This is a genomic window from Pandoraea fibrosis (assembly GCF_000807775.2).
Taxonomy (GTDB): Bacteria; Pseudomonadota; Gammaproteobacteria; order Burkholderiales; family Burkholderiaceae; genus Pandoraea; species Pandoraea fibrosis.
The window spans coordinates 1,844,785-1,871,141 of record NZ_CP047385.1 but is presented as its reverse complement, the minus strand read 5'-3'; the positions used below and the strand labels follow the sequence as shown (position 1 = coordinate 1,871,141).

Sequence of the window (26,357 nt, the reverse complement as noted above, 5' to 3'; positions counted from 1 at the left end):
GCTTCGTCAATTCACTTCGCTTTACTGGCCGCAGGCGGACGCGCCTTGGTGGCACCCTCGTCAGGATGGGGAGCCATGAGCTTCGTATGCGCGGCGAAGACTGCCGAGTCGTCGGTTCCCCTTGCCATATCCGAAATCACCGACGCAATGATATTGATGCCGGCCGGTGCAGCCGCGTCGCCATAGTGCACGAGTATGCCAGGCAATCCCGGCACGTCGGCCAACGGCACGAAGCGGTCCTCGGATGACACCGGCACCACGCGATACAGCGGCACGCTCTCGACCTCGTGTCCGAACGCCGTCTTGATCTTCGCCGACTGCTCCTTGCTCAGACCGAGCGAGCCCACTGGGAAAAACAGTTCCGAAGCTGCCATCTCATTGCCTCCGTCAGGTAAAAGATACGTGTTAGAAATGCGTGTTGAAAAAGAATGTCTGGAACAAGCGACCGTTCTCTTTGCAGTCGCCGAAATGCCCCTGACTTGCGTGAAAGCGACGACCTCGGAACAAGATCAGGCGATTGAAGCGGTTGGCAATCCGGTCGGTCACCGTCCAGCGCTCCCAGGCAGTCGCGTCGGCATCGCACGACGCGCGCTGCCTCTCATCGTCGGGGTAGAGATCGAAGCCCGTTTCGTTATGCTGGTAGAACGCCGTTCCGGCTTGAGGGGGTGCGTTCGGTGTGAGGTAGACCACGCCTGACCATACGGTGGTGTGATCCGCATGCACCCATGTAATGTCCTGCTTGACGCTGTATTGAAACGCGCCGTTGTACGTGTCCGGTGGCCAATACGTAATCGGTGACTTGACGATATTCTGGATGGCGTCCTTCACGCCGTCATGCAGGAACGGCGCTGTGCGGGCGCCGGGATAGTTGCCCTTGACCGTGAACGCCTGACCCAGTGCAAACGTCCGGACATCATCCGGGTCGCGATAGAAGTTATCGGTAACGATGATGGAATCGTGCATATGACTCACTCTGGTTTATCAGAGACCTCTGGGGTATCGGCCTGCATCCGGTCAAGAACCCACTGCCGATGTTCCGGTGTGATCTCCGGACGGTCGACTTTCCCGAAGCCCGCCCGGCGGTCATAGAAGCCGGCTCGAATTTCCTTTGAGACCTCGTAGATGTGCGGGTTAAAGCCTTGCACGTCGTAGAGATGCTGTTCCACCACGCCGATCAGTTTGCAGTTCGACGTGTTGCCGGCCATTGCCACCGGTTTCCAGCCCGCCTCTCGAATCCATTGCATTTGCTCTGCTTCCGTAAGCTGTCTGGCGAGAAGTGGCGAAGCACAGATGAAGCCGTTGTCCGCTTCACGCTTCGTGAAACCACTCACGGGATAGGCCAGCGGCGGGAATCGATGACCACTGAGAATGAGGCGAAGATTGTGTGATCGGCAGGTTTTTGCCATCGCGGCAAAGACCCCGCTGATACACGAGGAACAGGGAATACGCCCTGAACCCGACTGAAGCGACTCGCGGGCAATCCTGCGAATATCGATCTTTTCGATCACGAGCGAGACGCCGAACTGAGCACAGAACGACGACGCATTCGCCTTCACTTCATCGGGAATGAATCCGTTGTCGACGAGCACGGCAATCGGGTGCAGGCCCAGCTCCTTCACCGCAAGCAGTAGCGTCAGGGCGCTGTCTTTCCCCCCGGAGTACGCCAGCACGCAATCCGGTGTGCTCGCGCCCCGGCATTCGGCCACGACATCGAGCAGTTTGCGCTGCGTGTAATCGCCGCGGGCGGATTCCTCTGCAAACGCGTGACAGGCATCGCAGATGCCGTCCTGTGCGATGTGAACGCCAGGCAGGTCCTCCGTGAGCAGACACCGGTGGCAATAGCGATCGATCGCCTGTGCAGTGCCGCTAACAGCGTCGATACGAAGTCTGCGCAATGGCGCGCCTGTGGCTTCGAACAACGTTGCGCGTTGCTCCGCCGACAGATTCATGAGGGTTGACGACATGATCGCAACTCCAGTACGAGCTATCGAAAGCGATATCTCATCAGGGATTCGCGGCTCGGCGAATCGACTGCCGAGCCGCACAGTTAGTCAACGAGCACACTAGCGCGCGAACCCTCTGCACACGCTCGCGCCGTCGACCGCGGCATTGCGATCAATGCAACCCCTGGGAGCCTTGAATGCCCTGAGCATGCTCCGGCCCTTGAACGCCTTGTGGGCCTTGTATGCCTTGTGGGCCTTGCACGCCTTGAGCGTGCTGATATCCCTGCGGACCTTGCATGCCTTGAACTCCTTGCATACCTTGCTGGCCCTGCACGCCTTGCGCGTGCTGATATCCCTGGGGACCCTGCATGCCCTGAACCCCTTGCATGCCTTGCGGACCCTGCACACCTTGGGCGTGTTGATATCCCTGCGGACCTTGTATGCCTTGAACCCCTTGCATGCCTTGCGGGCCCTGCACACCTTGGGCGTGTTGATATCCCTGCGGACCTTGCATGCCTTGAGCGCCCTGCATGCCTTGCGGACCCTGCACACCTTGGGCGTATTGATATCCCTGCGGACCCTGCATGCCTTGAGCGCCCTGCATGCCTTGCGGACCCTGCACACCTTGGGCGTGTTGATATCCCTGCGGACCCTGCATGCCTTGAGCGCCCTGCATGCCTTGCGGACCCTGCACACCTTGCGCATGCTGATATCCCTGCGGACCTTGCATGCCTTGAACCCCTTGCATACCTTGCGGACCTTGCACGCCTTGAGCCCCCTGCATACCTTGCGGTCCTTGCACGCCTTGCGCGTGCTGATAACCTTGCGGCCACTGCATGCCTTGGACCCCTTGCATGCCTTGCGGACCCTGCACACCTTGGGCGTGTTGATATCCTTGCGGACCCTGCATACCTTGCGCGTGCTGATATCCCTGCGGACCCTGCATGCCCTGAGCCGCTTGCATGCCTTGCGGCCCCTGCACACCTTGAGCGCCCTGCATGCCTTGAACCCCTTGCAGGCCCTGCACACCTTGCGCGGGCTGATATCCTTGCGGCCACTGCATGCCTTGCGGACCTTGCACACCTTGAACGCCCTGCGGGCCTTGCATTCCCAGAGGCTGCATACCTTGCGCGCCTTGCATACCCTGCACGCCCTGCGCCCCCTGTACCCCCTGAAGCCCCGGGAAATTCGACACCACTCGAATCGCCCCGATACGCTGTCCGGTCATCGCCTGAATATGGCGAATCTGGTCTTCGTTGAGCTGCAGTTCCAGATCGTTCTCGTTCATGTTTTTCGCTCCTAGAGAGTCAAACAAACATCGGATGCCGGCTCAAAGGATTCTGTGCGAAAAATGTATTGGCGCGCCGACTCTCCGACAGCCCAATGACTATCGAAGAAGGTCGACTTCTACTTGCGAGGGATCAATTTTTCCGCCATCACCGCCCTGCTCAGAGGTGAAATACGGACCGCTCCGGCAACGACGAGCGATGGCAGCAGACGCGAGGAACCCCGCATAACGCGGAGGCAGAAGAGCGCTCCATTGAGAATTTTCCCAGTGCATTGCGGTGTCGCCCAATGCACGAACCGCGGGGCGCGGCTTTCCTCCAGCAGGAGGACTAACGCTCGTCCCTGATCGGCGTCACTCGTCTGCGGCCGTCGCGATGACCGCAGGAAGTGCGCCTCGCAAAGCGTTACACACGACAATCGCCTGCGCATTCACGAGGTCGTCTCGCGTCAGCACGGCCTCCACCGCCGACCACGCCGGATCGTCGAGCATCACGCCGCGCATCACGCCCGGCAACACACCGGACGACAACGGCGGCGTCATCCAGATACCGTCGCGCTTGACGAACACATTGCTGCGACCGCCTTCGGTCAACTCGCCCCGTTCGTTGAAGAACAGTCTGTCGAAAGCGCCCTTCGCTTCGGCGTCGCGCCATGCGGCGTCGTATTGCGCACGCACGGTGGTCTTATGGCGCAGGAAAAGGTCTGCCGCGCGCGTATGGCTGGCGTCCTGCGCGAGCAACACCGTCACCGTGTCACTCGGCAACGGCGCCAGCACGGCATGCGTGAGCGCGACTGTGCCATCGTGGGAAAGCGCCAGACGCACCCGGTGAACGGTATCTCCGACGAGGGTTGCGAGAACGGCATCAAGTTGCGCGCGTAACGCCGCACCGTCGAAACGGAAGCCGAAGTACGTCGCCGACGCCGCCAGACGCGCGAGATGGCGTTCGACATGCGCCACACCACCGCCGCGCGTCGCCTGCATCGTCTCGAAGAGTTCGAAGCCCGGATCGAGCGCGCTCAGAAACCGCGCCTTGAGTTTGCACTCTTCGCGCTCTTCTTCCGCCTTGCTGTCGAGCACGATGCCGGCCCCCACACCGAGTCGGCCGCGCCGCAGTCCGCCCGCATCCGGGGCGTCGAGTTCCAGCGTTCGAATGGCGACGGACAGGCAGAAGTCGCCGAGCGCCTGCGGGTCGTCCTCGCGCGCATCGAGCCAGCCGATCGCGCCGGTGTACAACCCGCGCGGCGACGCTTCCAGTTCACCGATCAGTTGCATGGTGCGATGCTTCGGCGCCCCCGTAATCGAGCCGCACGGATACAACGCGCGCAACACCTCGGCAAACGACGTGGCGGGCGGCAGCGTCGCCGTAACGGTCGACGTCATCTGCAACACGCTTGCGAAGCGCGTCACCTCGAAGAGCTTCGGCACCTTGACCGAACCCGATGTGGCGATACGTCCGAGATCGTTACGCAGCAGATCGACGATCATCAGATTCTCGGCACGATTCTTCTCGTCAGCCGCGAGCGCGGCACTGCGTTTGGCGTCTTCTGCCGGGTCGCCACACGCCGGCGCCGTGCCTTTCATCGGTCGAGCTTCGATCCGGCCGCGCGAGTGACGCAGGAAGAGTTCGGGAGAGAGCGAGAGGATCGCGCGGCCCGCCACACCTCGCGCGCCGGGCAGCATGACGAGCGCCCCATACGGCACCGGCTGACGCGCGCGCAAGCGGCGATACAGCGCGACAGGCGAGCCGAACGCGTCGAAATTCAGACGGTAGGTGTAGTTGATCTGGTAGCACTCGCCCTGCGAGAGCCAATCGTGGATACGCGCGATGGCGTCGTCAAAGGCGGCGTCGCTCACGTCGCCTTGCAGCGCCGCGACACCGGCAACGCCAGGCGGGCGAATGTCGTCGCTGGCGCCGGTATCGGAGGGCGCGGTCACATAGGCATCGGTATCGGCATACGCCGCTTCCTGCCGCGACAGCCACGTCTGTGTCTGAGTCGCGTCGAGCCGCTGCAACGTGCGAAACAGCAGCGCACGAAACTGGCCCGGCGCGCGGCGTGTCGTCACCGTGTGCACACCGCCCAGACGCACGCCGAATTCGTAGTCCGTCAGCAGGACGGCATGCCAACCCTGACGCGTAGCGTCTTCCACTTCGCGGAGCGCGTCCGAAAGCACACCGGGCTCGTCGCAAGTCACCTCACGAACGAGCCCGGTATACAGACGCGCCCCGCCGGCCGGGTCCGCGCTGTCGTCCAACAGCGCGAATGCGGCCAGGGGCGCTTCACTTTGCATGGAATTACTCGAAGAACTGCTTCACACGATCAAACCATCCCTTCGATTGCGGGCTGTGACGCGCGCCGCCTTCCTTCAGGGAGGCATCGAAGTCACGCAGCATCTGCTTTTGCGCGTCGTTAAGCTTGACCGGCGTTTCCACCTGTACATGCACGTACAGATCGCCCGGATAGCTCGCGCGCAAGCCCTTGATGCCCTTGCCGCGCAGGCGGAACGTCTTGCCCGTCTGGGTGCCTTCCGGCACTTCGAAGGTCGCCTTGCCGTGCAGCGTCGGTGCGTCGATGTCGCCGCCCAGCGCTGCCGTCGCAAACGAAATCGGCATCTGGCAATGCAGGTCGTCGCCGTCACGCTCGAACACGTTGTGCGCCTTGATGTGGATTTCCACATACAGGTCGCCCGCGGGACCGCCGTTCACACCGGGCTCCCCGTTGCCGGACGAGCGGATGCGCATGCCGTCTTCGATACCCGCCGGGATCTTGATCTCCAGCGTCTTGGTCTTCTTGATCTTGCCCGACCCGTGGCAGTTCGTGCAGGGCTCGGGAATGTACGAGCCCGTGCCATGGCACTTCGGGCAGGTCTGCTGAATGCTGAAGAAGCCTTGCGACATGCGCACCGACCCCGAACCGTTACAGGTCGGGCAAGTCTCGGGCTTCGTGCCCGGCTTCGCGCCGTTGCCGTGACAGACCTCGCATTCTTCCCAGCTCGGCACACGAATCTGCGTGTCGAAACCGTTCGCCGCCTGCTCGAGCGTGATCTCCATGTTGTAGCGAAGATCCGCGCCGCGATACACCTGCGGGCCCGCCCGGCCACCGCGACCGCCACCGGGGCCGCCCTGACCGAAGATGTCGCCGAAGATGTCGCCGAACGCATCTGCGAAACCGCCGAAGCCCTGTCCGCCTGCACCGCCGAAGCCGCCCATGTTCGGGTCGACGCCCGCGTGACCGTACTGGTCGTATGCAGCGCGCTTCTCCGCCTCGGAGAGCATCTCGTAGGCTTCTTTGACTTCCTTGAACTTTTCTTCGGCGTCCTTGCTGTCCGGATTGCGGTCCGGATGGTATTTCATCGCCAGCTTGCGATACGCCTTCTTGATTTCGTCGTCGGTGGCGTTCTTGGCAACGCCAAGGACTTCGTAGTAATCACGTTTGGCCATAAGTCTTTCCAATGTTGGCGCATGTCGCCATCAGGCAAAAAGCCGGGTCGAGATTCCCTTTGCAGAGAACTTCGATACCCGGCCTACACGCAGCGCACAACGGGGTGCGCCGCGCGCCATGCACACCTTACTTCTTGTCGTTGACTTCCTTCACTTCAGCGTCAACCACGTTATCGTCATGCGGCTTGCCCTGCTCGGCACCTGCGGCACCCGCAGCACCGGCTTGTGCCTGCATGTCGGCGTACATCTTCTCGCCGAGCTTCTGGCTGGCGGTACCCAGCGCTTCGGCCTTGGCGTCGATATCTGCCTTGTCCGAACCGCGCAGTGCGCCTTCCAGTGCCGTGATGGCCGACTCGATGGCTTCCTTCTCCGAAGCCTCGATCTTGTCGCCGTACTCGGTCAGCGCCTTGCGGGTGCTGTGCACCAGGGCGTCGCCCTGGTTACGGGCATCGGCCAGCTCGCGAGCCTTCTTGTCTTCTTCGGCGTTAAGCTCGGCATCCTTCACCATTTGCTCGATCTCGGCGTCCGACAGGCCCGAGTTCGCCTTGATGACAATCTTGTTTTCCTTGCCCGTGGCCTTGTCCTTCGCGCCGACGTGCAGAATGCCGTTGGCGTCGATGTCGAAGGTCACTTCGATCTGCGGCGTGCCACGTGCGGCGGGCGGAATGCCTTCGAGGTTGAACTCGCCCAGCGACTTGTTGCCGGCGGCCATCTCGCGCTCGCCCTGATACACCTTGATCGTCACGGCCGGCTGGTTGTCGTCCGCCGTCGAGAACACTTGCGAGTGCTTCGTCGGGATCGTGGTGTTCTTCGTGATCATCTTCGTCATCACGCCGCCCAGCGTTTCGATACCGAGCGAGAGCGGGGTCACGTCGAGCAGCAGCACGTCCTTGCGGTCGCCCGAAAGCACCGAACCCTGAATCGAGGCACCAGCGGCCACAGCTTCATCCGGGTTCACGTCCTTGCGCGGTTCCTTGCCGAAGAACTCCTTGACCTTCTCCTGCACCTTCGGCATGCGGGTCATACCGCCGACCAGAATCACGTCGTCGATGTCGCTGACCTTCACGCCGGCATCCTTGATGGCCATGCGGCAGGGTTCGATCGTGCGATCGATCAGCTCTTCGACCAGCGCTTCGAGCTTGGCGCGCGTGATCTTCAGGTTCAAGTGCTTCGGACCCGAGGCGTCAGCCGTGATGTACGGCAGGTTGATTTCGGTCTGCTGGCTCGACGACAGTTCGATCTTGGCCTTTTCCGCCGCTTCCTTCAGGCGTTGCAGCGCGAGCACATCCTTCGACAGATCGACGCCTTGCTCCTTCTTGAACTCGGCGATGATGTAGTCGATGATGCGCTGGTCGAAGTCTTCGCCGCCCAGGAACGTGTCGCCGTTGGTCGACAGCACTTCGAACTGGTGTTCGCCGTCCACATCCGCGATTTCGATGATCGAGATGTCGAACGTGCCGCCACCCAGGTCATACACCGCGATCTTGCGGTCGCCGCCTTCCTTCTTGTCCAGACCGAAAGCCAGTGCGGCAGCGGTCGGCTCGTTGATGATGCGCTTGACTTCCAGACCGGCGATGCGGCCTGCGTCCTTCGTGGCCTGACGCTGACTGTCGTTGAAGTACGCCGGCACCGTGATCACGGCTTCCGTGACCGGCTCGCCCAGATAGTCTTCGGCGGTCTTCTTCATCTTGCGCAGCACTTCGGCGGAAATCTGCGGCGGGGCCAGCTTCTGGTCGCGCGCTTCCACCCAGGCGTCACCGTTGTCGGCCTTGATGATCTTGTACGGCATCAGGCCGATGTCCTTCTGCACTTCCTTTTCTTCGAAGCGACGGCCGATCAGGCGCTTGACAGCGTACAGCGTGTTCTTCGGGTTGGTCACCGCCTGGCGCTTGGCCGGTGCGCCGACGAGAATCTCACCATCGTCCATGTAGGCGATGATCGACGGCGTGGTGCGGGCACCTTCCGCGTTTTCGATGATCTTGACCTGATTGCCTTCCATGACGGCCACGCACGAGTTCGTGGTGCCCAAGTCGATACCGATAATTTTGCCCATTTGAATTTCTCCTAGCGTCCTTTGTGTCTTTGCGTCGGGCCTGCGGCCCATTCAATTCATTGATCTGCACGACATATGGGTGCAGCCCGGTACATTTCAAGACCCTTCTTGTTGTCCGGTTTTGCCCCCCGCCGCCGCGATTTTCTCGCGGGCGGCAGCCACCGCCAGCCGGAACTGGGGCAAGCCGTGCCAGCCGGTCGCCCGGCCCAGCTTCTTGCCTTCGTGGAAGAAGAAAAACGTCGGCACGCCGTGTAGCGCGAAGCGCTTCGCCAGCGCCATATCGGCGTACACATTGGCGTGAAACCAGCGCAGCCCCAAGGCATCGATGGCTTCACGCTGCGCGAGCATGGTCTTTTTGGCGACTTCGCAGTTGAAACAGTCGACGCCCCAGAAAAACACCACTGCCAGCGCGTCGCCCGCTTCACGCAGCCCTTCATCGAACGTTTCGGTCGTCAGCGCCTGCATCGAAAACGCTTCGAATGCCGTGCCGTCCACACCTGCCATGCCCGGAAGATCGCCTGCCATGATCGCTGATCCTTGCTGATGCCTGCCGATTGCTGCTTCCTGCGGCTTCCTGCCGCCCCCGTCAATGCTGACGCTGGCGGCTTGCCACGTCTTGCCTGCGCCTCGCACCACCGGACAGCAGGCGGAAGGCCGAAGCTTTCCATGATGTCATGGCAATACGGTTACTTGCCGGCGGCGACGGTCACGAGCGCCGGGCGCAGTACGCGGTCGGCAATCAGGTAACCCTTTTGCAGCACGGCAACCACGGTGTTCGGTTCCTGATCGGCCGGCACCATCGAGATAGCCTGATGCTGATGCGGATCGAACTTCGCGCCTGCCGGGTCGATGACCGACACCTTGCTGCGCTCGAGCGCCGAGACCAGTTGGCGCAACGTCAGGGCCACGCCTTCCTGCAGCTTGGCCACGTCGCCACTCTTGTCGGCGGCGGCGGCTTCCAGGCTGTCGATCACCGGCAGCAGGTTCTCTGCGAAGCTTTCCACGGCGAATTTACGGGCCTTGGCCACTTCATCTTCCGCACGACGGCGCACGTTCTCCATCTCGGCGCGGGCACGCAACGCGTCGTCGCGCAGGCTCGCCGCTTCGGCCTGAGCGGCCAGAAGTTGCGCCTCGACCGAGGGCAGCGCGTCGTTCGCGAGCTCAGCGTCGTTCGGGGCCGCTTCGGCCTGAGACGGAATCGGCTGGTCGGGGGTGTTTTGCTGTTCAGTCATGAGCTTGAGTCGTCAAAAGGTTCTTGCAGCGCACCACGACGATGCGCCACCGGTTCAAATCCCTTTGGATAGTAGGGGCGTTCACACCGTTTTCAAGAGCTGGCGGGCATTCTGTGCGCCATGTCGGTGCGCGCGGCGTGCCGGCAAATATCCGGTTACACGCGTTACGAGTCCTCTATTGTATCGGCCGTTGCTGCGACCTAACATGAATAACGGTCCAGTTGATGGATGTGCCGTGCTGGACCCGGCCGCTCGCCGGACACCCCCCGTCCGGCGTAGTGTTCTTTCAGGAGCGCATCATGAAGCTGCCACTGGCTGTTGTCTTCATCCTTGCGTTGGTGACGACGGTAACGATTACGATCTGCTTGTCCGGCGCAGTCACGCGGCGCGACACCGAATACGGTGGCGTGCGGGCGGTACTGCATCATTTCGTCGAAATGCCGGGCATGCCGGTGCATTCGTCCAACACCGGAATCCCTTCGCGCTGATCGCCCCGGGTGCACACGACATGTGCCGTCGTGTGCGAAGCCGCTCTCCCGGTTCGTTCCGCGTCTCGCGGGACAGCTTGAACACCGCTCCACCCTACGTCCGCCGCTGCGCACTTCGCCAGCGGCGGCGTTCATTCCGGCGTTGAAAAACCGTTGATGAGGCCAAGTCGGGAAACCTCGGGACCGGTGCAGGCTACTCGCCAATCCCGCCGAGGCGCCGCCGGTCGCGCTTCGTCGGACGCCCGTGCATCTGTGCCGCGGGCTCCTGAAACAGACGTCGGCGCTCACTTTCGTCGGCACGCGCGCGAATACTGGTTTCCGTTTCGTCGTACAGCGACTGTGCGACGGGCGCGGAACCCCGGACTTCTGCGATGGCCTTCACCCGCACTTCCCAGCGCGTGCTGCCGTTATCGATCGAGACAATATCGCCTGGACGCACGTCGCGCGCCGGTTTGACGCGAGCGTCGTTGCACAGCACCCGGCCGCGGTCGACGGCTTGCGTGGCGAGCGAACGGGTTTTGAAGAAACGGGCGGCCCACAGCCATTTGTCGATACGCGTGGCGGCTTGCGGGGAGTCGTCAACCTTGACCGTCACGTGCTGGCTCCCGGCGCGTTTGACTCGGCAGCCGCTGTAGCGGCCGTGGCAGCGGCGGCCGCCGCCGCTTCGTCGAAGGCCGCCATGGCGGCGACTTGCCGTTGGCGGGTCGACGCCACCGCAGCCGCTGACGCCTGTGCGGTCCCCTCCGGCGAGAGCACCGGCCAGCCTTGCAGATGACGCGCCGCAATCTCGCCCAGCGCCGTGATCCAGGCGCTCGCGCCATTCAGGCACGGGATGAAGTGGAACGCCTTGCCGCCCGCAGACAAATACGCGTGACGACCTTCCATATTGATTTCTTCGAGCGTCTCGAGGCAATCGGAGGTGAAGCCCGGGCAGAACACGTCGACACGCGGCGTGCCGCCGCGGCCCAGTTCTTCGAGCGTCGGGGCCGTGTAGGGCTGAAGCCACTCAGCTTTGCCGAAACGCGACTGAAACGTCAGACGGCAGGTGGTTTCATCGAGCCCGAGCGCGGCGGCCAGCAAACGCGCCGTCTTCACGCACTGATCGTGGTACGGATCGCCCAGATCGAGCGTGCGGCGCGGCACGCCGTGAAAGCTCAGCAACAGCCGCTCGCCCGCCGAAAAATCCGGACGGCCGTGCTGCTGCCAGTAGCCCTCGACTTGCTGACGCAGGGCCTCGATATAGGCGGGATGATCGTGATAGTCGCGCACCGTGCGCACATCGGGTTGATTGCGCAGGTGGCCGAGCACGCGGAACACGGCGTCGCTGGCCGTGGCCGTCGTGCTGCTCGAGTACTGCGGATAGAGCGGCAGGACCAGAATGCGCTCGACGCCGTTTTGCCGCAGCGCGCGAATGCGCTCGGGAATCGACGGATTGCCATAGCGCATCGCGTAGTCGACGACCACGTCGTAGTCGTTCGCATGCAGCAACGCGCGCAAGGCGGTCGTCTGATGCTCGGTATTCACTTTGAGCGGGGAGCCTTCGCGGGTCCAGACCGTCGCATATTTCTGCGCGGACTGACGGGAGCGGAACGGCAGAATCACCAGTCGCAGCAACGGCTGCCACACCAGCGAGGGAATTTCCACCACGCGCGGGTCCGACAGGAACTCGCGCAGATAGCGACGCACGGCCGCAGGACGCGGCTCGTCGGGCGTGCCAAGGTTGATCAGCAGAACGGCGGTCTTGCCGGACTGGCCATGCGAAGTAGGTTCAGGATCGAAGCGCATGGATCGTACTTTACCGCAAACCGGGCCGCCTTCAGACCGGTGCGGGCAGCGCCCCTATGTGCTCCCCCTTGCGCCAACCAAGGTCGGCGCAAGGGATGACAAGCCGTTCGACGCTCAGCCGTGCGGATGCTCGTCGCCTTTTGCCGGACGATGCGCGGCGCTCGGATGCTCCGCTTCGTGCACCGGTGCGCGTGCGCCTTCCGGCTTGTTTTCACGCGGCGCCGGTTGCGGGTGAGGGTGCTCTTGCGGTTGAGGACGAGGTGCTGCCTGCGGGCGCTCCTGCGCAGGCGGAGGCCTTGGGGCTACCGGCTGCCGCTCGACTTGCGGTTCCGGACGCGGCTGCGGGCGCTCCACCTGAGGCTGCGGACGCGGTTGCGCTTGCGGCTGGGGTCGCTGCGGTGGCTGGGCTAGGGGCTGTGCGTGCGACTGCCACTGCTGCGCTCGGCGGGCGGCCTCGCCCTCGTCGGGCTGGGCGCGCTGCGGTGCCGGCGCATTGCGCGTTTCCGGCGGAACCTGCGATTGCGGTGCCTGCGGCGAGGGTCGACGCATCTGCATATCGCGTTGCGCTGCCTCATGCCCAGGTTGCGGCACCGTCGGCTGGGCTTCGCCACGCGCTGGGGACTGCCCCGGCGCGTTCATCCCCGGCGGATGGGGAACGCCAGACGGCGCCGCCTGCTCGCCACGCACCGGCGGCTGGGCTTGCGGCGCAGGTTGACCCGGACGATTCTGATAAACGCCGCGCGCCCCATAGCCGGCCACACCCGGTTCTCCCGGAACGCCTGGCGCTCCCGGCACACCGGGTTCCCCCGGCACACCCGGGCGCCCCGGGGCTCCCGGCACGCCGGGTTGGCCGGGAACGCCCGGCGCGCCGTGCATCGACGGCACAGCGCCCGTCGGCGGCAGCCCACCGTGCCCCGGCATGGCGCGCTCGGCACCGGTCGCGCCGAGCGCAGGCTGGGCAGGTGTCGCGCCGTTCACACCGATCGGCGCGCCGACCGGCCCGTGCGTGCCCACGACCGTCACGCGCGGTTGCACGCGCCCCTGCGCGTTCGGCGCCCCGGGCCGCGTATTCTGGACTTGTTGGGCGTTCTGGCCGAAAACCAACGGCGCTCCGCCAGCGTTCGGCACCGGATGGAGGTTGCTGGTCAGTTCGCGCGACGGCATCACTCGGCCCGCCGGCGCACGCGTAGCCAGCACCTGCCGGTTGAACACCCCCGCCGGTGGCGTGCCCGCCGCAGGGCGGCTGTTGCCGTACACGCTTTGCTGCACCGGCGCCACGCCCGGCGTATTGCCGACGCGCCACGACTGCCCCGCACGCGGTGCGGCCAACGCCACCGGCGCACCCACCGGACGCCCTTGCACAAAGGACTGTGCGGGCATCGTCGACACGGCGCCGCGCACATTGCGGTTCACGTACACGTTGTTGATATTCGTGATGTTGTTCGTCTGGATCACCGTCGTCGACCGATTGATGTTGGTGACATACGACGAACTGGCGCGATACGCCGGACGATACGGATCGTGCGGGCCGAGCGCGAACCAGGCGAGGCCCACGCCGCCGGCGGCAAACGAGATGCCCCACTGGTTCCCGCCGCTGCTACCGCTCACCCAGCCGACCAACGCCGGCGCGTACACCGGACGCACGGCAACCGGCCCCGGCACCCAGCACCAGCGCGCGTCGACATACGCCCACCGGCCATAGTGATAAGGCGCGAAGCCCCACGGCGCGTCGTCGACCCACGTCCAGCCCCACGGATCGACCCAGGCCCAGTGACCCGTGCGGTACGGCGCCCACCCCGACGGCACGTTCGACGGCACCCACACGGCACCGTAGTTCGGGGTCTCCTGCCACGCACCGTAGTCGTCCAGACTTTCAAAACCGGTCATGTCGCGCGGCACATAGCGCGCGGAAACCGACGCGTCTTCGCGAGCGTCGCGCTGGCGTACCCACTGATCGAAGGTGTCGGCCACGAGCGGGCTGGTCGGTTGCTGCGTCAGATTCTGACCGACGAACGCCACCCGCTGTCCTTGTTGCAGCGGCACCGAGGCGCCCTGCCCGTACACGGTCGCCGCACCGCGCCAGACGCTCACCGTCGTGACCCCGTTCGGGTCGACATCGATCCGATATTCGCCCGCCTGTTGCGGCACGAAGGCCAGATTCGGGGTATCGATCTCGTAAGGCTGATTCGGATCGAAGCTGCGCAGACGCAGGCCGAGCGTGCCCTGCGTTACGTTCAGTTGCACATTCTGGTCGGTCACGGCCGACAGCGCGACACTCGTGGACGCCCCCATGCGCACCGCCGTACCGCCGACATGCATCTCGGCGCGGCCGTTGCGATCGACCCAGACTGCGTCGCCCGTGGTCAGCGGGCGGTTGCGGTCGGCGTAGCGCCAGTCGCTGGCGCCGGCCGGGGCATAGGTGACGGTGCCGTCGAATTCGCTCAGACGGGCCACCCGCCCCGGAGGATCGGCGCTCTGCGCCTGTGCCAGCGCGGGCAAGCCAGTCGCGCCCAACGCCCCGAGCGCAAGCCCGACGCCGAGATAACGGACCATCGTCCGCCAGGAAATCAGGGATTTCATAAACACTCCGGGCCCTTCGGGTTCACGCGCCAAGCGTTGCGTTGGACGCGCTACCTGATTGTTCTGTCCGAATCCTTTGACGAACGCGATGTTCGCAACGTCGCCATAAGTGACACTTCGAGCGTAAGCCTGCCGTGTGTGACAGCGTGTAAAGGAATGCTACGGGGTTGTAACGGGACATGGCGCAGGCGCGGGGAACCGAGGCCAAGCGGTTTCCTCGGCATCGCCCAGGCACCGGTCAATGCTGGCTGAGCGCGTTGGAAAGCAGCTTGGCCGTGATATCGACGATGGGAATCACGCGCTCGTAAGCCATGCGGGTCGGGCCGATCACGCCCAGCGTGCCGACAACTTCGCCATCGACTTCGTAGGGTGCGGTCACGACCGTCATCTCTTCGATCGGCACGAGACTCGATTCGCCGCCGATGAAGATCTGCACGCCCTGCGCGCGGCTCGAGACGTCGAGCAGTTGCAGCAGACCGGTCTTGGACTCGAAGACGTCGAACAGCCGGCGCAGCCGTTCCATGTTCGACGACAAATCTTCCACGCCCAGCAGGTTGCGCTCGCCCGAAATCAGCACGCTCTCACGCGTGGTGTCGGCCATGGCGTCGCTGCCCGCCTGCACGGCGGCCTGCATCAACGCGCTCATGTCGGAGCGCAGGGCGTCGAGCTCACCACGCAAGTAAGCACGCACGTCGTCGAAGCTCTGGCCGCCGAAATGCGCGTTCAGATAGTTCGCCGCTTCGACCAATTGGGCCGGGGAATAATCCTTTTCGGTCAGGATGATGCGGTTCTGCACGTCACCATCGGGCGTGACGATGATGAGCAGCACGCGTTTGTCCGACAGACGCAGGAATTCGATTTGCCGGAAGATCTGACTGCGGCGCGGGGTGAGCACCACGCCCGCGAATTGCGAGAGGTTCGAGAGCACCTGCGCCGCCGAAGCCACCAGTTGCTGCGGCCCGGCCGGTTGCAAGCGGGTCTGCACGTGAGACGCGAGAAGGTGCGCGGCCTCTTTTTCAAGGGGACGCACCGACAGCATGGTGTCGACGAACAGACGGTAGGCACGCGGCGTGGGCACACGACCGGCGGACGTATGCGGACTGGAGACGAAGCCGAGCGCCTCGAGATCCGCCATGACGTTGCGGATCGTCGCCGAGGACAGGTCGAGCCCCGAGTAACGGGAAAGCGTGCGCGAACCGACCGGCTGGCCATCAGCGATGTACCGTTCGATCAGGGTTTTGAGGAGAGCTTGCGCACGTTGATCTAGCATGGCAAAAATTGTAACGCGAAATGTGCATACGCGGCGTGCGGTGAACCCCAAGGCGAGAACCGCACCACGCGGTGCATGCCGATGGTTGCTGTCATCGACTTATGGTGTAATGGCGGCATGAAAACAGGGAGCCCTTTCAAGACCGTAGCGCTCGTCGGGAAATACCATGCCGACGGCGTTGCCGAACCGTTGCTCACGCTGGCGGCATGTATTGCCCAGCGCGGGCATCACGTTGTCTTCGAGCGCGACACCGCGCATAACATTGGCACTGCCGCCGATCCGTACCGCACCCTCGACATCCAGGAAATTGCCACGCAGGTCGATGTGGCCGTGGTCGTTGGCGGCGACGGCACGATGCTTGGCGTCGGCCGTCAGCTTGCGGCGTCGAAGGTGCCGCTGATCGGCGTGAACCACGGACGCGTCGGTTTCATCACCGATATTCCGCTCGACGAGATGCGCCAGGTCGTGCCGGCCATGCTCGAAGGTCATTTCGAAGGCGAGCAGCGCACACTGCTGGCCGCGCGCATCGAGCGCGACGGGCAGACGCTCTTCGAGACGCTCGCGTTCAACGATGTGGTCGTGAACCGCTCGGGCATCTCCGGCATGGTCGAGCTGCGCGTCGATGTCGACGGCCGCTTCATGTACAAGCAACGCTCGGACGGCCTGATCGTCGCCACCCCGACCGGCTCGACGGCCTATGCACTCTCGGCCACCGGCCCGATCCTGCATCCCCGTCTGGGGGGCGTGGTTCTGGTGCCGATCGCACCGCACGCGCTCTCGAATCGCCCGATTGTGCTGCCGGACTCGAGCGACATCGTCATCACGATTACCGGCGGGCGTGAAGTTGGCGCCAACTTCGACATGCAGTCCTTTGCCGAACTGCGTCAGGGCGACCGGATTCTGGTGAGCCGCTCCGAGCATCAGGTGACGTTCCTGCATCCGGTGGGCTACAACTACTACGCGACGTTGCGCCGCAAACTGCACTGGAACGAGCATATCTCCGACGAAGATACGCCCCAGAACTGATCCACGCCTCCCCCGATATCCGATGCTACGCAGTCTCTCGATTCGCGATTTCGTGATCGTCGATCGTCTCGACCTGGAATTCTCCGCCGGTTTCACCGTATTTTCGGGGGAAACCGGCGCGGGCAAATCGATCCTGATCGACGCGCTGGCGCTGGCAATGGGCGAGCGCGGCGACATCAGCATGGTGCGCAACGGCCAGACACGTGCCGACATCACCGCTGAGTTCGCTGCCGACGCCGAAGCCCGCCCCGACCTCGAAGCCTGGTTGCAGGCGCAGGCGCTCACGCTGGAAGAGCACGGCGGCGTATTGCTGCGCCGCGTCCTCGACTCGGGCGGCCGCTCGCGCGCCTTCATCAACGGCACGCCCGCCACCCTCGCCCAACTGCGCGAACTTGGCGAAATGCTCGTCGACATTCACGGTCAACACGCGCATCAGCAATTGCTGCGTCCCGACGCACAACGCCGTCTGCTCGACTCGCATGCCGGCGCCACGCAGCTCGCGACAGACACTGCTGCGGCGCACAAGGAATGGCGGCGCCTCGTCAAGCGGTGCGAAGAAGCGCACGGACGCGACCGCGAGTTGCAACTGGAGCGCGAACGGCTCGAGTGGCAGACGTCGGAACTCGACAAGCTCAATCCGCAGGAAGGGGAATGGGATGAGGTGAGCGCCGAGCATCGTCGTCTCTCGCACGCCGCCAGTCTCATCAATGGCGTGCAAGGCGCGCTCGACACGCTGGCGGAAGCCGACGGGGCCATCGTCCCGTCACTGGGTCATGTCGTGCATCAGATTCGCGAACTGGCGGAGATCGACGCGGGCCTCGCCGACACGTTGGCTGCGCTGGAGCCTGCCGAGATTCAGTTGCGCGAAGCCGTGCACTCGCTCACGCATTACGCGCAACGTGTCGACCTCGATCCGGAACGCCTCGCCGTGGTCGAGCAGCGGCTCGACGCGCTGCATTCGACCGCGCGCAAGTTCCGTGTCACGCCCGAACAATTGCCTGCCGAGCATGCCGAGCGACGCGCCCAGCTCGAAGAACTGACGGCCTCGCAAGACATGGCGGCCATGCAGGCGGCCGCCGACGACGCCCACGCGACCTATCTCAAGCTGGCAAAGGCGTTGTCGAAGGCGCGCGCGAAAGCGGCGGCCTCGCTCTCGCGCGAAGTCACGCGCGCCATGCAGGATCTTTCCATGCCGGGCGGACGCTTCGACGTCACCCTCAGCGCGACGCCCGAACCACAATCGTTCGGTCTGGAAACGGTAGAGTTTCTCGTCGCGGGCCATCCCGGCGTGCCGACCCGGCCGTTGGCCAAAGTGGCCTCGGGCGGCGAACTCGCACGTATCAGCCTCGCCCTGCAAGTCATCGCCAGCAGCGCGAGCCTCACGCCGACGCTGATTTTCGACGAGGTGGATTCCGGCATCGGCGGCGCGGTGGCCGAAGTGGTCGGCCGCCTGCTGCGCGAACTCGGTCAGGGGCGACAGGTGCTGTGCGTCACGCACTTGCCGCAAGTCGCCGCGCTCGGCCATCAGCATCTGCGCGTGAAGAAGCGCAGCGACGGCGATACGACGATGAGTGAAATCGAGCCGCTCGGCCGCACCGAGCGTGTGGAGGAGATTGCGCGGATGCTGGGTGGCGTCGAGATTACGGCGACCACGCGCAAGCACGCGCGGGAGATGCTCGCTCTCTGAGCCTCTGCCATGCACGGGTGGCACGGGCGGCACGGGTAGCGAACGGCGCCCGCCCGTGTTCATCCCCGGATCGATATCAGACCGGCCCCGCCTCCGAGAACACCGAATCCCACAACGCCATGACGGCCTCGCGCTCGGCCTCGACATTGGCAACGGGCACACGCGCCGCTTCGACTCCATCCAACCGCAACTTGTGCTGACGCTTGCGATACGTCCGATAAGCGGCGGCGGCATCGTCGGCCAGCTTCGCGTCGATCAATCCGAGTTGAGCGGCTTCGCGCAGCAGCGCGATATTGCCCGCGTTGCGCAACAGTGCCGGATGCGCCCCCGAATACAGCAGCACCAGATACTGCACGGTGAACTCGATGTCAACCATGCCGCCCCGGTCGTGCTTCAGATCGAAGAGGTTGCCGGGGTTCGGATGTCCTTCGAGCACCTTGCGTCGCATCGCCACGATTTCCTGCGCGAGCGGTAAGGCCTCGCGCGGCGTGGCCAGCACTTGCGCACGGATGTTCTCGAACGCCGCGCCAATGGTTTCGTCGCCGGCGCAGAAGCGCGCCCGGGTAAGCGCCTGATGCTCCCAGACCCACGCGGTATTCGCATTGCCTTCGCGGAACTGATACTGGCGGAAGCTCTCGATGTTGGTAACCAGCAGGCCGGACAAGCCATTCGGCCGCAGTCGCAAATCGACGTCGAAGAGCATGCCGGCCCCCGTGTGCGTGGTCAGCCACGTCACGAAGCGGCGAGCGAGCGCCGCATACGCATCGGGCGCGCGCTCGTCGTCATCGTCGTAAAGGAAGATCAGATCGAGGTCCGATGCGTAGCCCAATTCCTTGCCACCGAGCTTGCCGTAGGCAATGACGGAGAACTGCGGTACCTCGCGGTGGCGTGTGGCCACATGCGGCCACACGGTGGAGATCGTGACATCGACAATGATGTCCGCCAGTTCCGAGAGACGATCGCCAATCGCCTCGACCGACAGCGTCCCCTGCAAGTCGAGCAACAGAATGCGGAACACTTCGGCGTGATGCGCACGCCGCAGAATATCCATCTGCACTTCGACATTGCCCGACGCACCGGCGGCATTCAGGCTCAACAGCAATTGCGTCTTGAACGACGGCCAGTCGAACGGCGCGGCGAGCGCCTCGTCGTCGAGCAGTTCGTCAAGCAGTTGCGGATGGCTGATCAGGTAGCCCGCGGCCCAACGCGAACCGGCCAGCACCTTGACCACACGTTCCAGCGCGCGTGGATACTCCGTGAGAAGCGCCAGATACGAACTGCGGCGGCTGATGGTCGAGAGCAGATCGAGCATGCGTGCCAGCACGGCGTCGGCTTCTCCCGTGCCGGCCGCGCCTTCCACTGCGCGCTGCACGAGTTGGTCGAAGCGCCGCCGGCTGATCTCGCCAAGCGCCTTGTAGCGTGACGACGTCCACACCGCGCGCAACCGGTCGAGTGCGCCTTCGGCGTCGGTGAATCCGAGCCGTGTGAGTTGATTGCCGAGATCGCCCGTCTGCGCCTCGTCGGCGAGACATTCGCTCCACAACTCGGGCGGGCATTCGCAGTCGCCCGTGCCGGACGCCCCCTTCTTTCCGCCCTTTTGTCCGCTACTGCCCGCCTTGTCCGCGAAAATCTCGTCGAACTGCGCGGCCACGAATTCGCGGTGCTCGTCGAGCACCGTCATGAAAGTCGCCTCGTCGGGGAAGCCCATCGCGCGGGCAACCGCCAGACGATCCTCGCCGGGGCCCGGGAGAATGTGCGTCTGGGCATCGTCCAGATATTGAATGCGGTGCTCGAGCTTGCGCAGGAACACATAGGCGTTCGCCAGTTCGTCGGCGACGTTCTGCGAAAGCCAGCCACGACGGGCCGCCACACCGAGCACCGCCAACGTCGGGCGCACGCGCAGTTCCGGCTCCTGACCGCCTCGTATCAACTGGAACACCTGCGCCGAGAATTCGACCTCGCGAATCCCGCCACGTCCGAGCTTGATGTCGTTGATGCGAGCGGGCTTGGCGCGTGCGCGCCGCTCCGCCTCATGACGGATCTGCTCGTGCAGCGCCCGAATCGCGCCGATTACGCCGTAATCGAGATAGCGGCGGAACACGAACGGCTGAACGAGCGCACTCAGCAACCGCTCGATACGCTTGCCGGGCTCGCTTGCCAGCTCCGAGACGAGACGCCCCTTGATCCAGGCGTAACGCTCCCACTCGCGCCCCTGCACGTAGAAATACTCTTCGAGCATCGGCAGGCTGCAAACGAGCGGCCCCGAATCGCCATTGGGACGCAGGCGCATGTCCACGCGGAACACATAGCCGTCCGGCGTGAGTTCGGAAATCATGCCGATCAGCTTGCGGCCGAGCTTGGTGAAGAATTCGTGATTGGACAGGAACCGCAGACGGCTCGCGACGGACGAATCGGCGTCGTCGGGCGCCGACGTGTCGCCGTCGTCTTCGTAAAGGAAGATCAGATCGATGTCCGACGAGACGTTCAGCTCGCGCCCGCCGAGCTTGCCCATGCCGACCACGCCCAGCGTCTGACGCTCGCCTTCGGCATTGCGCGGCACGCCGTGGATGGCCTCGAGTTCGCGCGACAAGACTGCGATGCCCGCCTGTATGGCGAACTCGGCCAGTGCGGTCATGGCCTCGGTGACTTCGGACAACTCGGCGCGGCCGTCCAGATCCCGCTGCATGACGGCGCACAGCGCCTCGATGCGCAAGAGCCGCAGCGCCCGTGCAAGACCGGCTTCGTCGACACCCGACACCCCCGAGGCCTGCTCGGGCGGCGAAAGCACGGTGCCGGTGATGGCCTCGAAGCGGCGGGCGAGCCAGCGGGCGTCAACGGGGTGGGCCGCCAGGTCGGGCAATGCCTCGGCGAGGGCCGGACGGCTGGCGAGCATACGCGCCGCATAGCGCGAGTACGACGAGATTTCGATCGGGTTTTCGGGTGAACTCACTGGCGGGGTTCCGGTCAGCAATGAGAATGAAGAGACTTTCGCATGCTTACCGATGCGCGATGAAACGCCGGATCACATGTCTATTTCTCCTACGGCCGAGCCTTCGGAGGGTCTTGGGCTTGTGTTACAGTCTTTGCCACAGAAACTACCACATTCCCTCGTAGACGCGCAGCATGACCGACCGTAAGCCGCCCGCCTCGCCGACTGCGACCCGGTCCTGGTTCTCGTCACTGCCGCGTGGCTTGCGCCTGGGCCTGGAATGGCTGCTGGCGCTTATCGTCATCGGTTATTTCGGACTGGGCGCCGTCGTCCTCGCGACCCGGTACATCATCCTCCCGCGTGTCTCGGATTACCGCCCTCAGATCGAAGCGGCCGCCACACGCGCGATCGGACTGCCCGTCACCATCGGCCGCGTCGATGCTGTCTGGCGCGGCTGGCACCCTTACCTCACGCTCGAAGACGTGCGCATCATGCGCGCCACGCCCAGCGCGACTCCCAAAGCCTCGACGGTTGCCCGGGTGGTCGCCGCGGTGAAGCCCACGCGTCAGACTGTCCCGTCGGGGGCGTCCGGGGTATCGGGCGCTTCAGTCGCTTCGAGCGCCCCGGCGGCATCAACGCCTGCCGCGTCCGACAATCCGCCCGTGGTGCGTTATGGGCCGCCCGGCGCGCCGCCGCCGGTCGAACCCGGCCTGACGCTCCACCGTCTCGACGCCGTGCTCTCGTGGACCAGCCTGATCCATTTCGATCTGCGTCTGTCGAGCCTCACGCTCTACGAACCGGACCTCACCGTCGAGCGACTCGCCGACGGGACGATCCTCGCCGCAGGCATGCCCGTGACCGGCAATGGCAACACGACGGACGCGACCGGGATCGATTGGCTGATGCGTCAGGCCCGCGTCGTCGTTCGCAATGGCACCGTGCGCTGGCGTGACGCCTCGCGGGATGTGCCCGAAGTCGTCGTCTCGAAGGTCAATGCGATGCTCCGCAATCGCGGCTTCGAGCATCGTTTCGGCATGCAGGCAAATCCGCCGCAGGGCATCGTCGCGCCACTCGATATTCGCGCGCGCTTCACCAATCCGCTGTTCGCCCGTCCCGGTGAAGTCAAACGCTGGCGCGGTCAGATCTACGCCGATGTCGGCACGCTCGATGTCGCCGAGCTGGCACGATACGTCGATTTGCCCGGCAAGGATTCGCGTGGCCGCGTGGCTGCCCGTGCCTGGGTCGACTTCGACAGCGGTGCGCTCACAGGCGCCACGCTGCGCGCTGCCGGCGAGAACACCTCGGTGCAATTGGCCGACGACCTGCCGCCGCTCACCTTCGACGCGACGCAGGGCCGGATCGACCTTACCCGCGCAGGGGCACAGCCCGACGCCGGCTGGAATCTGCGCGCCCGCGACCTGACGTTGCAGGCGGCCGGCCGTCCGACCCTCGATGTTCCCGATCTGCGCGGCACCTACGCCCCCGGCAACGAGACGACCGGCCTGCATGTGGCCCTCGCAGGCCCACGCTTCGACATCGGCGCCGCCATGGCGCTCGTGCCGTCGTTGCCGATCGATTCGCAGACGCGCGATACGCTCGCGAGCTTCCGGCCGCGCGGCCGTCTGGCCAATTTCGATGTCAACTATCAGGCGCCAAAGCCCCACGGTCCGGGCAACTGGCGCGATTTGCCGGGTATCAAGCAACTGCCGCCCGAGCGCGACCGGTATCGCGTCGTGGCCGATTTCGAAGCGCTGGGGGTCGACAGTGCGCCAAGCCAGCATCCCCCGACGACGCCCGGCTCACCCAACGCGGGGCGCCCCGGCTTCGCCAATCTGAGCGGTCACATCGATGCCGATCAGTCGCGCGGCAGCCTGACACTGGACGCGAAGAACACCACGCTCGACTTCCCCGGCCGCTTCGACCAGCCGCGCATCGACCTCGACGTCATGAGCGCGCGCACGTCGTGGCGAGTCTCGCACGCCGCGACCAAGCCCGACGCGCCGGCCAACGTGCAGGTCCGTGTCGACGCCCTGCATCTGCAAAACCCCGAGTTGACCGGCGACGTGAGCGGCACCTGGCATAACGGCGGCAAGGGCAACGGCATCGTCGACCTGAAGGGCAGCATCGTGCGGGCAAATGCCAATGCGGTGCCGCGTTATCTGCCGACGGACATTGGCGCAAGCGTGCGCGACTATCTGCAACGCGCCCTGCTTGCAGGCACGGTGCAGAACGCCCCGTTCACCGTCCAGGGCGATCTCGAAGACTTTCCTTACGGCAAGGGGGGCGGCAAGTTCCGTCTCGACATCCCGCTGGTGGACGTCACCTTCAACCCCTCGCCGCTGCGCCCCGGACACACGGAAGTGTGGCCCGCCTTCGAGAAAGTGCGCGGCAATCTGCGCTTCGATGCCGACAAGCTGCATATCGCCATCGACAGCGGCTCGGTCTTCGGTGTGACGCTCACGCAAGTGGTGGGCGACATCAACGAGATTGGCCAGGACAGTTCCGTGCTGACGCTCAAGGGCGACGCGCGCGGCCCGGCCACCGACTTCGTGAAGTACCTGAACGGCAGCCCGGTGGGGCACTGGATCGGCGACTTCACCGAGGACACGCGCGCGAACGGCACCACCCAGTTGGCGATGCAGCTCTCGATGCCGCTGGAGCACACCGACCGCTCGAAGGTCACGGGACGCGCGCGCTTCCTGCGCAACGACGTCACGCTGCTGAGCGGGCTGCCGACCTTCGGCGCGGTGGAAGGTGAACTGGCCTTCACCGAGCGTGGCATCTCGCTGGACAATCTGCGCGGCACGTTCCTTGGCGGCGACGTGCGTGCCTCGGGTGGCAGCCGCGACGATGGCACCATCGCCCTGAATATCAATGGAACGATGAGCGCGCAGGGGCTGCGCGAGAACCGTGAAAACGCCACCCTCGCACAGCTTGCCAAACGCATGACGGGCAGCACGCCCTACACGGCGGCGGTCACGGTGCGTCAGGGCATGACCGACGTGGCCGTACAATCCACCCTCGCCGGTCTGGCCGTGAACCTGCCTGCCCCGCTCGGCAAGAGCGCCGAGACGGCGCTGCCCGCGCGCTTCACCTTGCGCCCTCAGGCAAATCCGGGCGGGCGTCGCATCGATACGCTCGATTTCGCCATCGGCAGCGTGCAGGGCAACTACGTGCAACAGCACGCGGCGGGCAATAGCGGACACGTCGACGTGCTGCGTGGCGGCATCGGCATCAACCAGCCCGTGCCCGCACCGCGCGAAGGCGTGCAGGTCGCCGCCCAGTTCGACATGCTGGACGTGGACGCCTGGCGTAGCGTGATCGCGTCGCTCGGCAGCGACGCCGTCACGCCCGGCACACAAGGCTCGCCGCCCGCCCCTGCGGCCACGGCAGCCGCTGCGCGCGACGAGTTCGGCGCGCTGACCCCCTACCTGCCGACGCGTCTGGCGCTGCACGCGAAGCAAGTGCGTCTGATGTCGCGTCTGTGGCCGGAACTGGTCGTGGGAGCGCAACGCAACGACCGCGACTGGCAGGTGAGCCTCGCGTCCGATCTCGTTTCCGGCTTCGCGCAATGGCATGCTCCCGATGCGAAGAACCCGTCTGGCACCGTCCGGGCACGCCTGGCGAAACTGGTCATTCCGCGCGAAGAGCACGGCAGCGATGTGCTCACACAAGTCCTCGACGAACCTAGCGACGAATTCCCTGCCATCGATGTCGTCGCGAACGATTTCGTGCTGCGCGACAAGCCGCTGGGTCGCCTGCAGTTGAATGCGCACAACGATCTCGAAGACGGCGTGCCCGTGTGGCAATTGACCAAACTGGAGTTGAGCAACAGCGCCGCCACGCTCGACGTGAAGGGCAACTGGCGCACGTCGCGCCGCCGGGCAGCGGCCGCCGCCGCAACGGGCAGCAACGACGACGTGCCGCGACGCACCGTGCTCGACTTCAACCTAGAAGTGAAGGACGCCGGCGGCCTGCTCGATCGTCTGGGACTGCCCAAGACCCTCAAGGATGGCGCGGGCACGGTCTCGGGCCGCTTCGGCTGGCGCGGCGGCCCCGACGCCATCGATTACCCGACGCTCGGCGGCAAGGTCGCCATCGATCTCAAGCGCGGGCAAATCCTGAAGGCCGACCCGGGACTGGCCAAGCTGCTGGGCATTCTGTCGGTGCAGACCCTCGCCAAGATCCTCACGTTCGACTTCAACAGCGTGATCGGCAGCGGGCTGCCGTTCGATAGCATCGAGGGCAACGCCACCATGCAGGCCGGTGTCGCGAACACCGACGATCTGACGATCAACTCCAGTGCGGCGACGATCAAGATCGACGGCCACACCGATCTCGCCCACGAGACGCAGGACCTGAACGTATTGGTACTGCCGAAGATCAACGCGGCGTCGGCGTCGCTCGCGTGGGCCATCATCAACCCGGCGCTGGGCATCGGCACGTTCTTCGCACAACTGGCGCTGGGCGATCAGCTCTCCCGCACGCTCTCGACGACCTATCACGTGACCGGCTCCTGGGACAATCCGGTCATCGGACAGGGCAGCGGCAATAAGAGTAAGATCAACGCATCCCCGGTCGACCGGCCTGAGGCGCAAAACAGCGTCCCGCCGGTCGGAATGCGCGGCAACTGAGCG

General features: G+C 64.7%; 17 protein-coding genes and 1 pseudogene. 4 read left to right on the top strand and 14 right to left on the bottom strand.

The window, feature by feature from the left end:
* Positions 1–11: 11 nt before the first annotated feature.
* The 9 genes from PI93_RS08395 to grpE form a co-directional block, all read right to left on the bottom strand.
* Positions 12–374 carry a hypothetical protein gene (locus PI93_RS08395; protein ID WP_039367166.1) on the bottom strand — a complete coding sequence of 121 codons (363 nt, stop codon included), beginning with the start codon at positions 372–374 and terminating at the stop codon, positions 12–14.
* 31 nt (positions 375–405) lie between these two features.
* The gene (locus tag PI93_RS08390; RefSeq protein WP_039367164.1) at positions 406–963 is read right to left on the bottom strand and encodes a DUF6445 family protein; all 558 of its coding nucleotides are present in this window, start codon (positions 961–963) and stop codon (positions 406–408) included.
* Between the two features lie 5 nt (positions 964–968).
* Positions 969–1,964: an adenine nucleotide alpha hydrolase family protein gene (locus PI93_RS08385; RefSeq protein ID WP_039367163.1), complete on the bottom strand. Its 996-nt coding sequence runs from the start codon at positions 1,962–1,964 to the stop codon at positions 969–971.
* Positions 1,965–2,115: 151 nt separating this feature from the next.
* On the bottom strand, positions 2,116–3,231 hold the full coding sequence (locus PI93_RS08380; protein ID WP_052240472.1) for a collagen-like domain-containing protein: 1,116 nt from the start codon (positions 3,229–3,231) through the stop codon (positions 2,116–2,118).
* 351 nt (positions 3,232–3,582) lie between these two features.
* A complete protein-coding gene (locus PI93_RS08375; protein ID WP_039367157.1) occupies positions 3,583–5,520 on the bottom strand; it encodes a chorismate-binding protein in 1,938 nt (645 codons plus the stop codon).
* 4 nt (positions 5,521–5,524) lie between these two features.
* Positions 5,525–6,670: a molecular chaperone DnaJ gene (gene dnaJ, locus PI93_RS08370; RefSeq protein ID WP_039367156.1), complete on the bottom strand. Its 1,146-nt coding sequence runs from the start codon at positions 6,668–6,670 to the stop codon at positions 5,525–5,527.
* A gap of 127 nt (positions 6,671–6,797) precedes the next feature.
* Positions 6,798–8,723, bottom strand: a complete 1,926-nt coding sequence (dnaK, locus tag PI93_RS08365) for a molecular chaperone DnaK (RefSeq protein WP_039367154.1) — start codon at positions 8,721–8,723, stop codon at positions 6,798–6,800.
* A gap of 96 nt (positions 8,724–8,819) precedes the next feature.
* A complete protein-coding gene (locus PI93_RS08360) occupies positions 8,820–9,248 on the bottom strand; it encodes a thioredoxin family protein (RefSeq protein WP_039367797.1) in 429 nt (142 codons plus the stop codon).
* A gap of 161 nt (positions 9,249–9,409) precedes the next feature.
* Positions 9,410–9,955, bottom strand: a complete 546-nt coding sequence (grpE, locus tag PI93_RS08355) for a nucleotide exchange factor GrpE (RefSeq protein ID WP_039367151.1) — start codon at positions 9,953–9,955, stop codon at positions 9,410–9,412.
* A gap of 299 nt (positions 9,956–10,254) precedes the next feature.
* Between grpE and PI93_RS08350 the strand changes: the two genes are divergently transcribed.
* A complete protein-coding gene (locus tag PI93_RS08350) occupies positions 10,255–10,443 on the top strand; it encodes a hypothetical protein (RefSeq protein ID WP_306439095.1) in 189 nt (62 codons plus the stop codon).
* Between the two features lie 193 nt (positions 10,444–10,636).
* Here PI93_RS08350 and PI93_RS08345 read toward each other — a convergent pair whose 3' ends face one another.
* The 4 genes and pseudogenes from PI93_RS08345 to hrcA form a co-directional block, all read right to left on the bottom strand.
* Positions 10,637–11,038 carry an RNA-binding S4 domain-containing protein gene (locus tag PI93_RS08345; protein ID WP_052240471.1) on the bottom strand — a complete coding sequence of 134 codons (402 nt, stop codon included), beginning with the start codon at positions 11,036–11,038 and terminating at the stop codon, positions 10,637–10,639.
* A gap of 158 nt (positions 11,039–11,196) precedes the next feature.
* Positions 11,197–12,228, bottom strand: a pseudogene (gene hemH / locus PI93_RS08340) (ferrochelatase); the annotation flags it as partial.
* Between the two features lie 114 nt (positions 12,229–12,342).
* Positions 12,343–14,808 carry a DUF6600 domain-containing protein gene (locus PI93_RS08335; RefSeq protein WP_144400549.1) on the bottom strand — a complete coding sequence of 822 codons (2,466 nt, stop codon included), beginning with the start codon at positions 14,806–14,808 and terminating at the stop codon, positions 12,343–12,345.
* Between the two features lie 238 nt (positions 14,809–15,046).
* Positions 15,047–16,078: a heat-inducible transcriptional repressor HrcA gene (gene hrcA, locus PI93_RS08330; protein ID WP_039367148.1), complete on the bottom strand. Its 1,032-nt coding sequence runs from the start codon at positions 16,076–16,078 to the stop codon at positions 15,047–15,049.
* 117 nt (positions 16,079–16,195) lie between these two features.
* Between hrcA and PI93_RS08325 the strand changes: the two genes are divergently transcribed.
* On the top strand, positions 16,196–17,104 hold the full coding sequence (locus PI93_RS08325; protein WP_039367785.1) for an NAD kinase: 909 nt from the start codon (positions 16,196–16,198) through the stop codon (positions 17,102–17,104).
* A gap of 22 nt (positions 17,105–17,126) precedes the next feature.
* Entirely contained in the window at positions 17,127–18,791 is a 1,665-nt protein-coding gene (gene recN / locus PI93_RS08320; protein WP_039367146.1) for a DNA repair protein RecN, read from the top strand.
* A 76-nt stretch (positions 18,792–18,867) separates the two neighbouring features.
* Here the strand turns inward: recN and glnE are convergent, their stop codons facing one another.
* On the bottom strand, positions 18,868–21,684 hold the full coding sequence (glnE, locus tag PI93_RS08315; protein ID WP_052240496.1) for a bifunctional [glutamate--ammonia ligase]-adenylyl-L-tyrosine phosphorylase/[glutamate--ammonia-ligase] adenylyltransferase: 2,817 nt from the start codon (positions 21,682–21,684) through the stop codon (positions 18,868–18,870).
* A 230-nt stretch (positions 21,685–21,914) separates the two neighbouring features.
* Between glnE and PI93_RS08310 the strand changes: the two genes are divergently transcribed.
* Entirely contained in the window at positions 21,915–26,354 is a 4,440-nt protein-coding gene (locus PI93_RS08310) for a YhdP family protein (RefSeq protein WP_039367140.1), read from the top strand.
* Positions 26,355–26,357 lie beyond the last annotated feature (3 nt).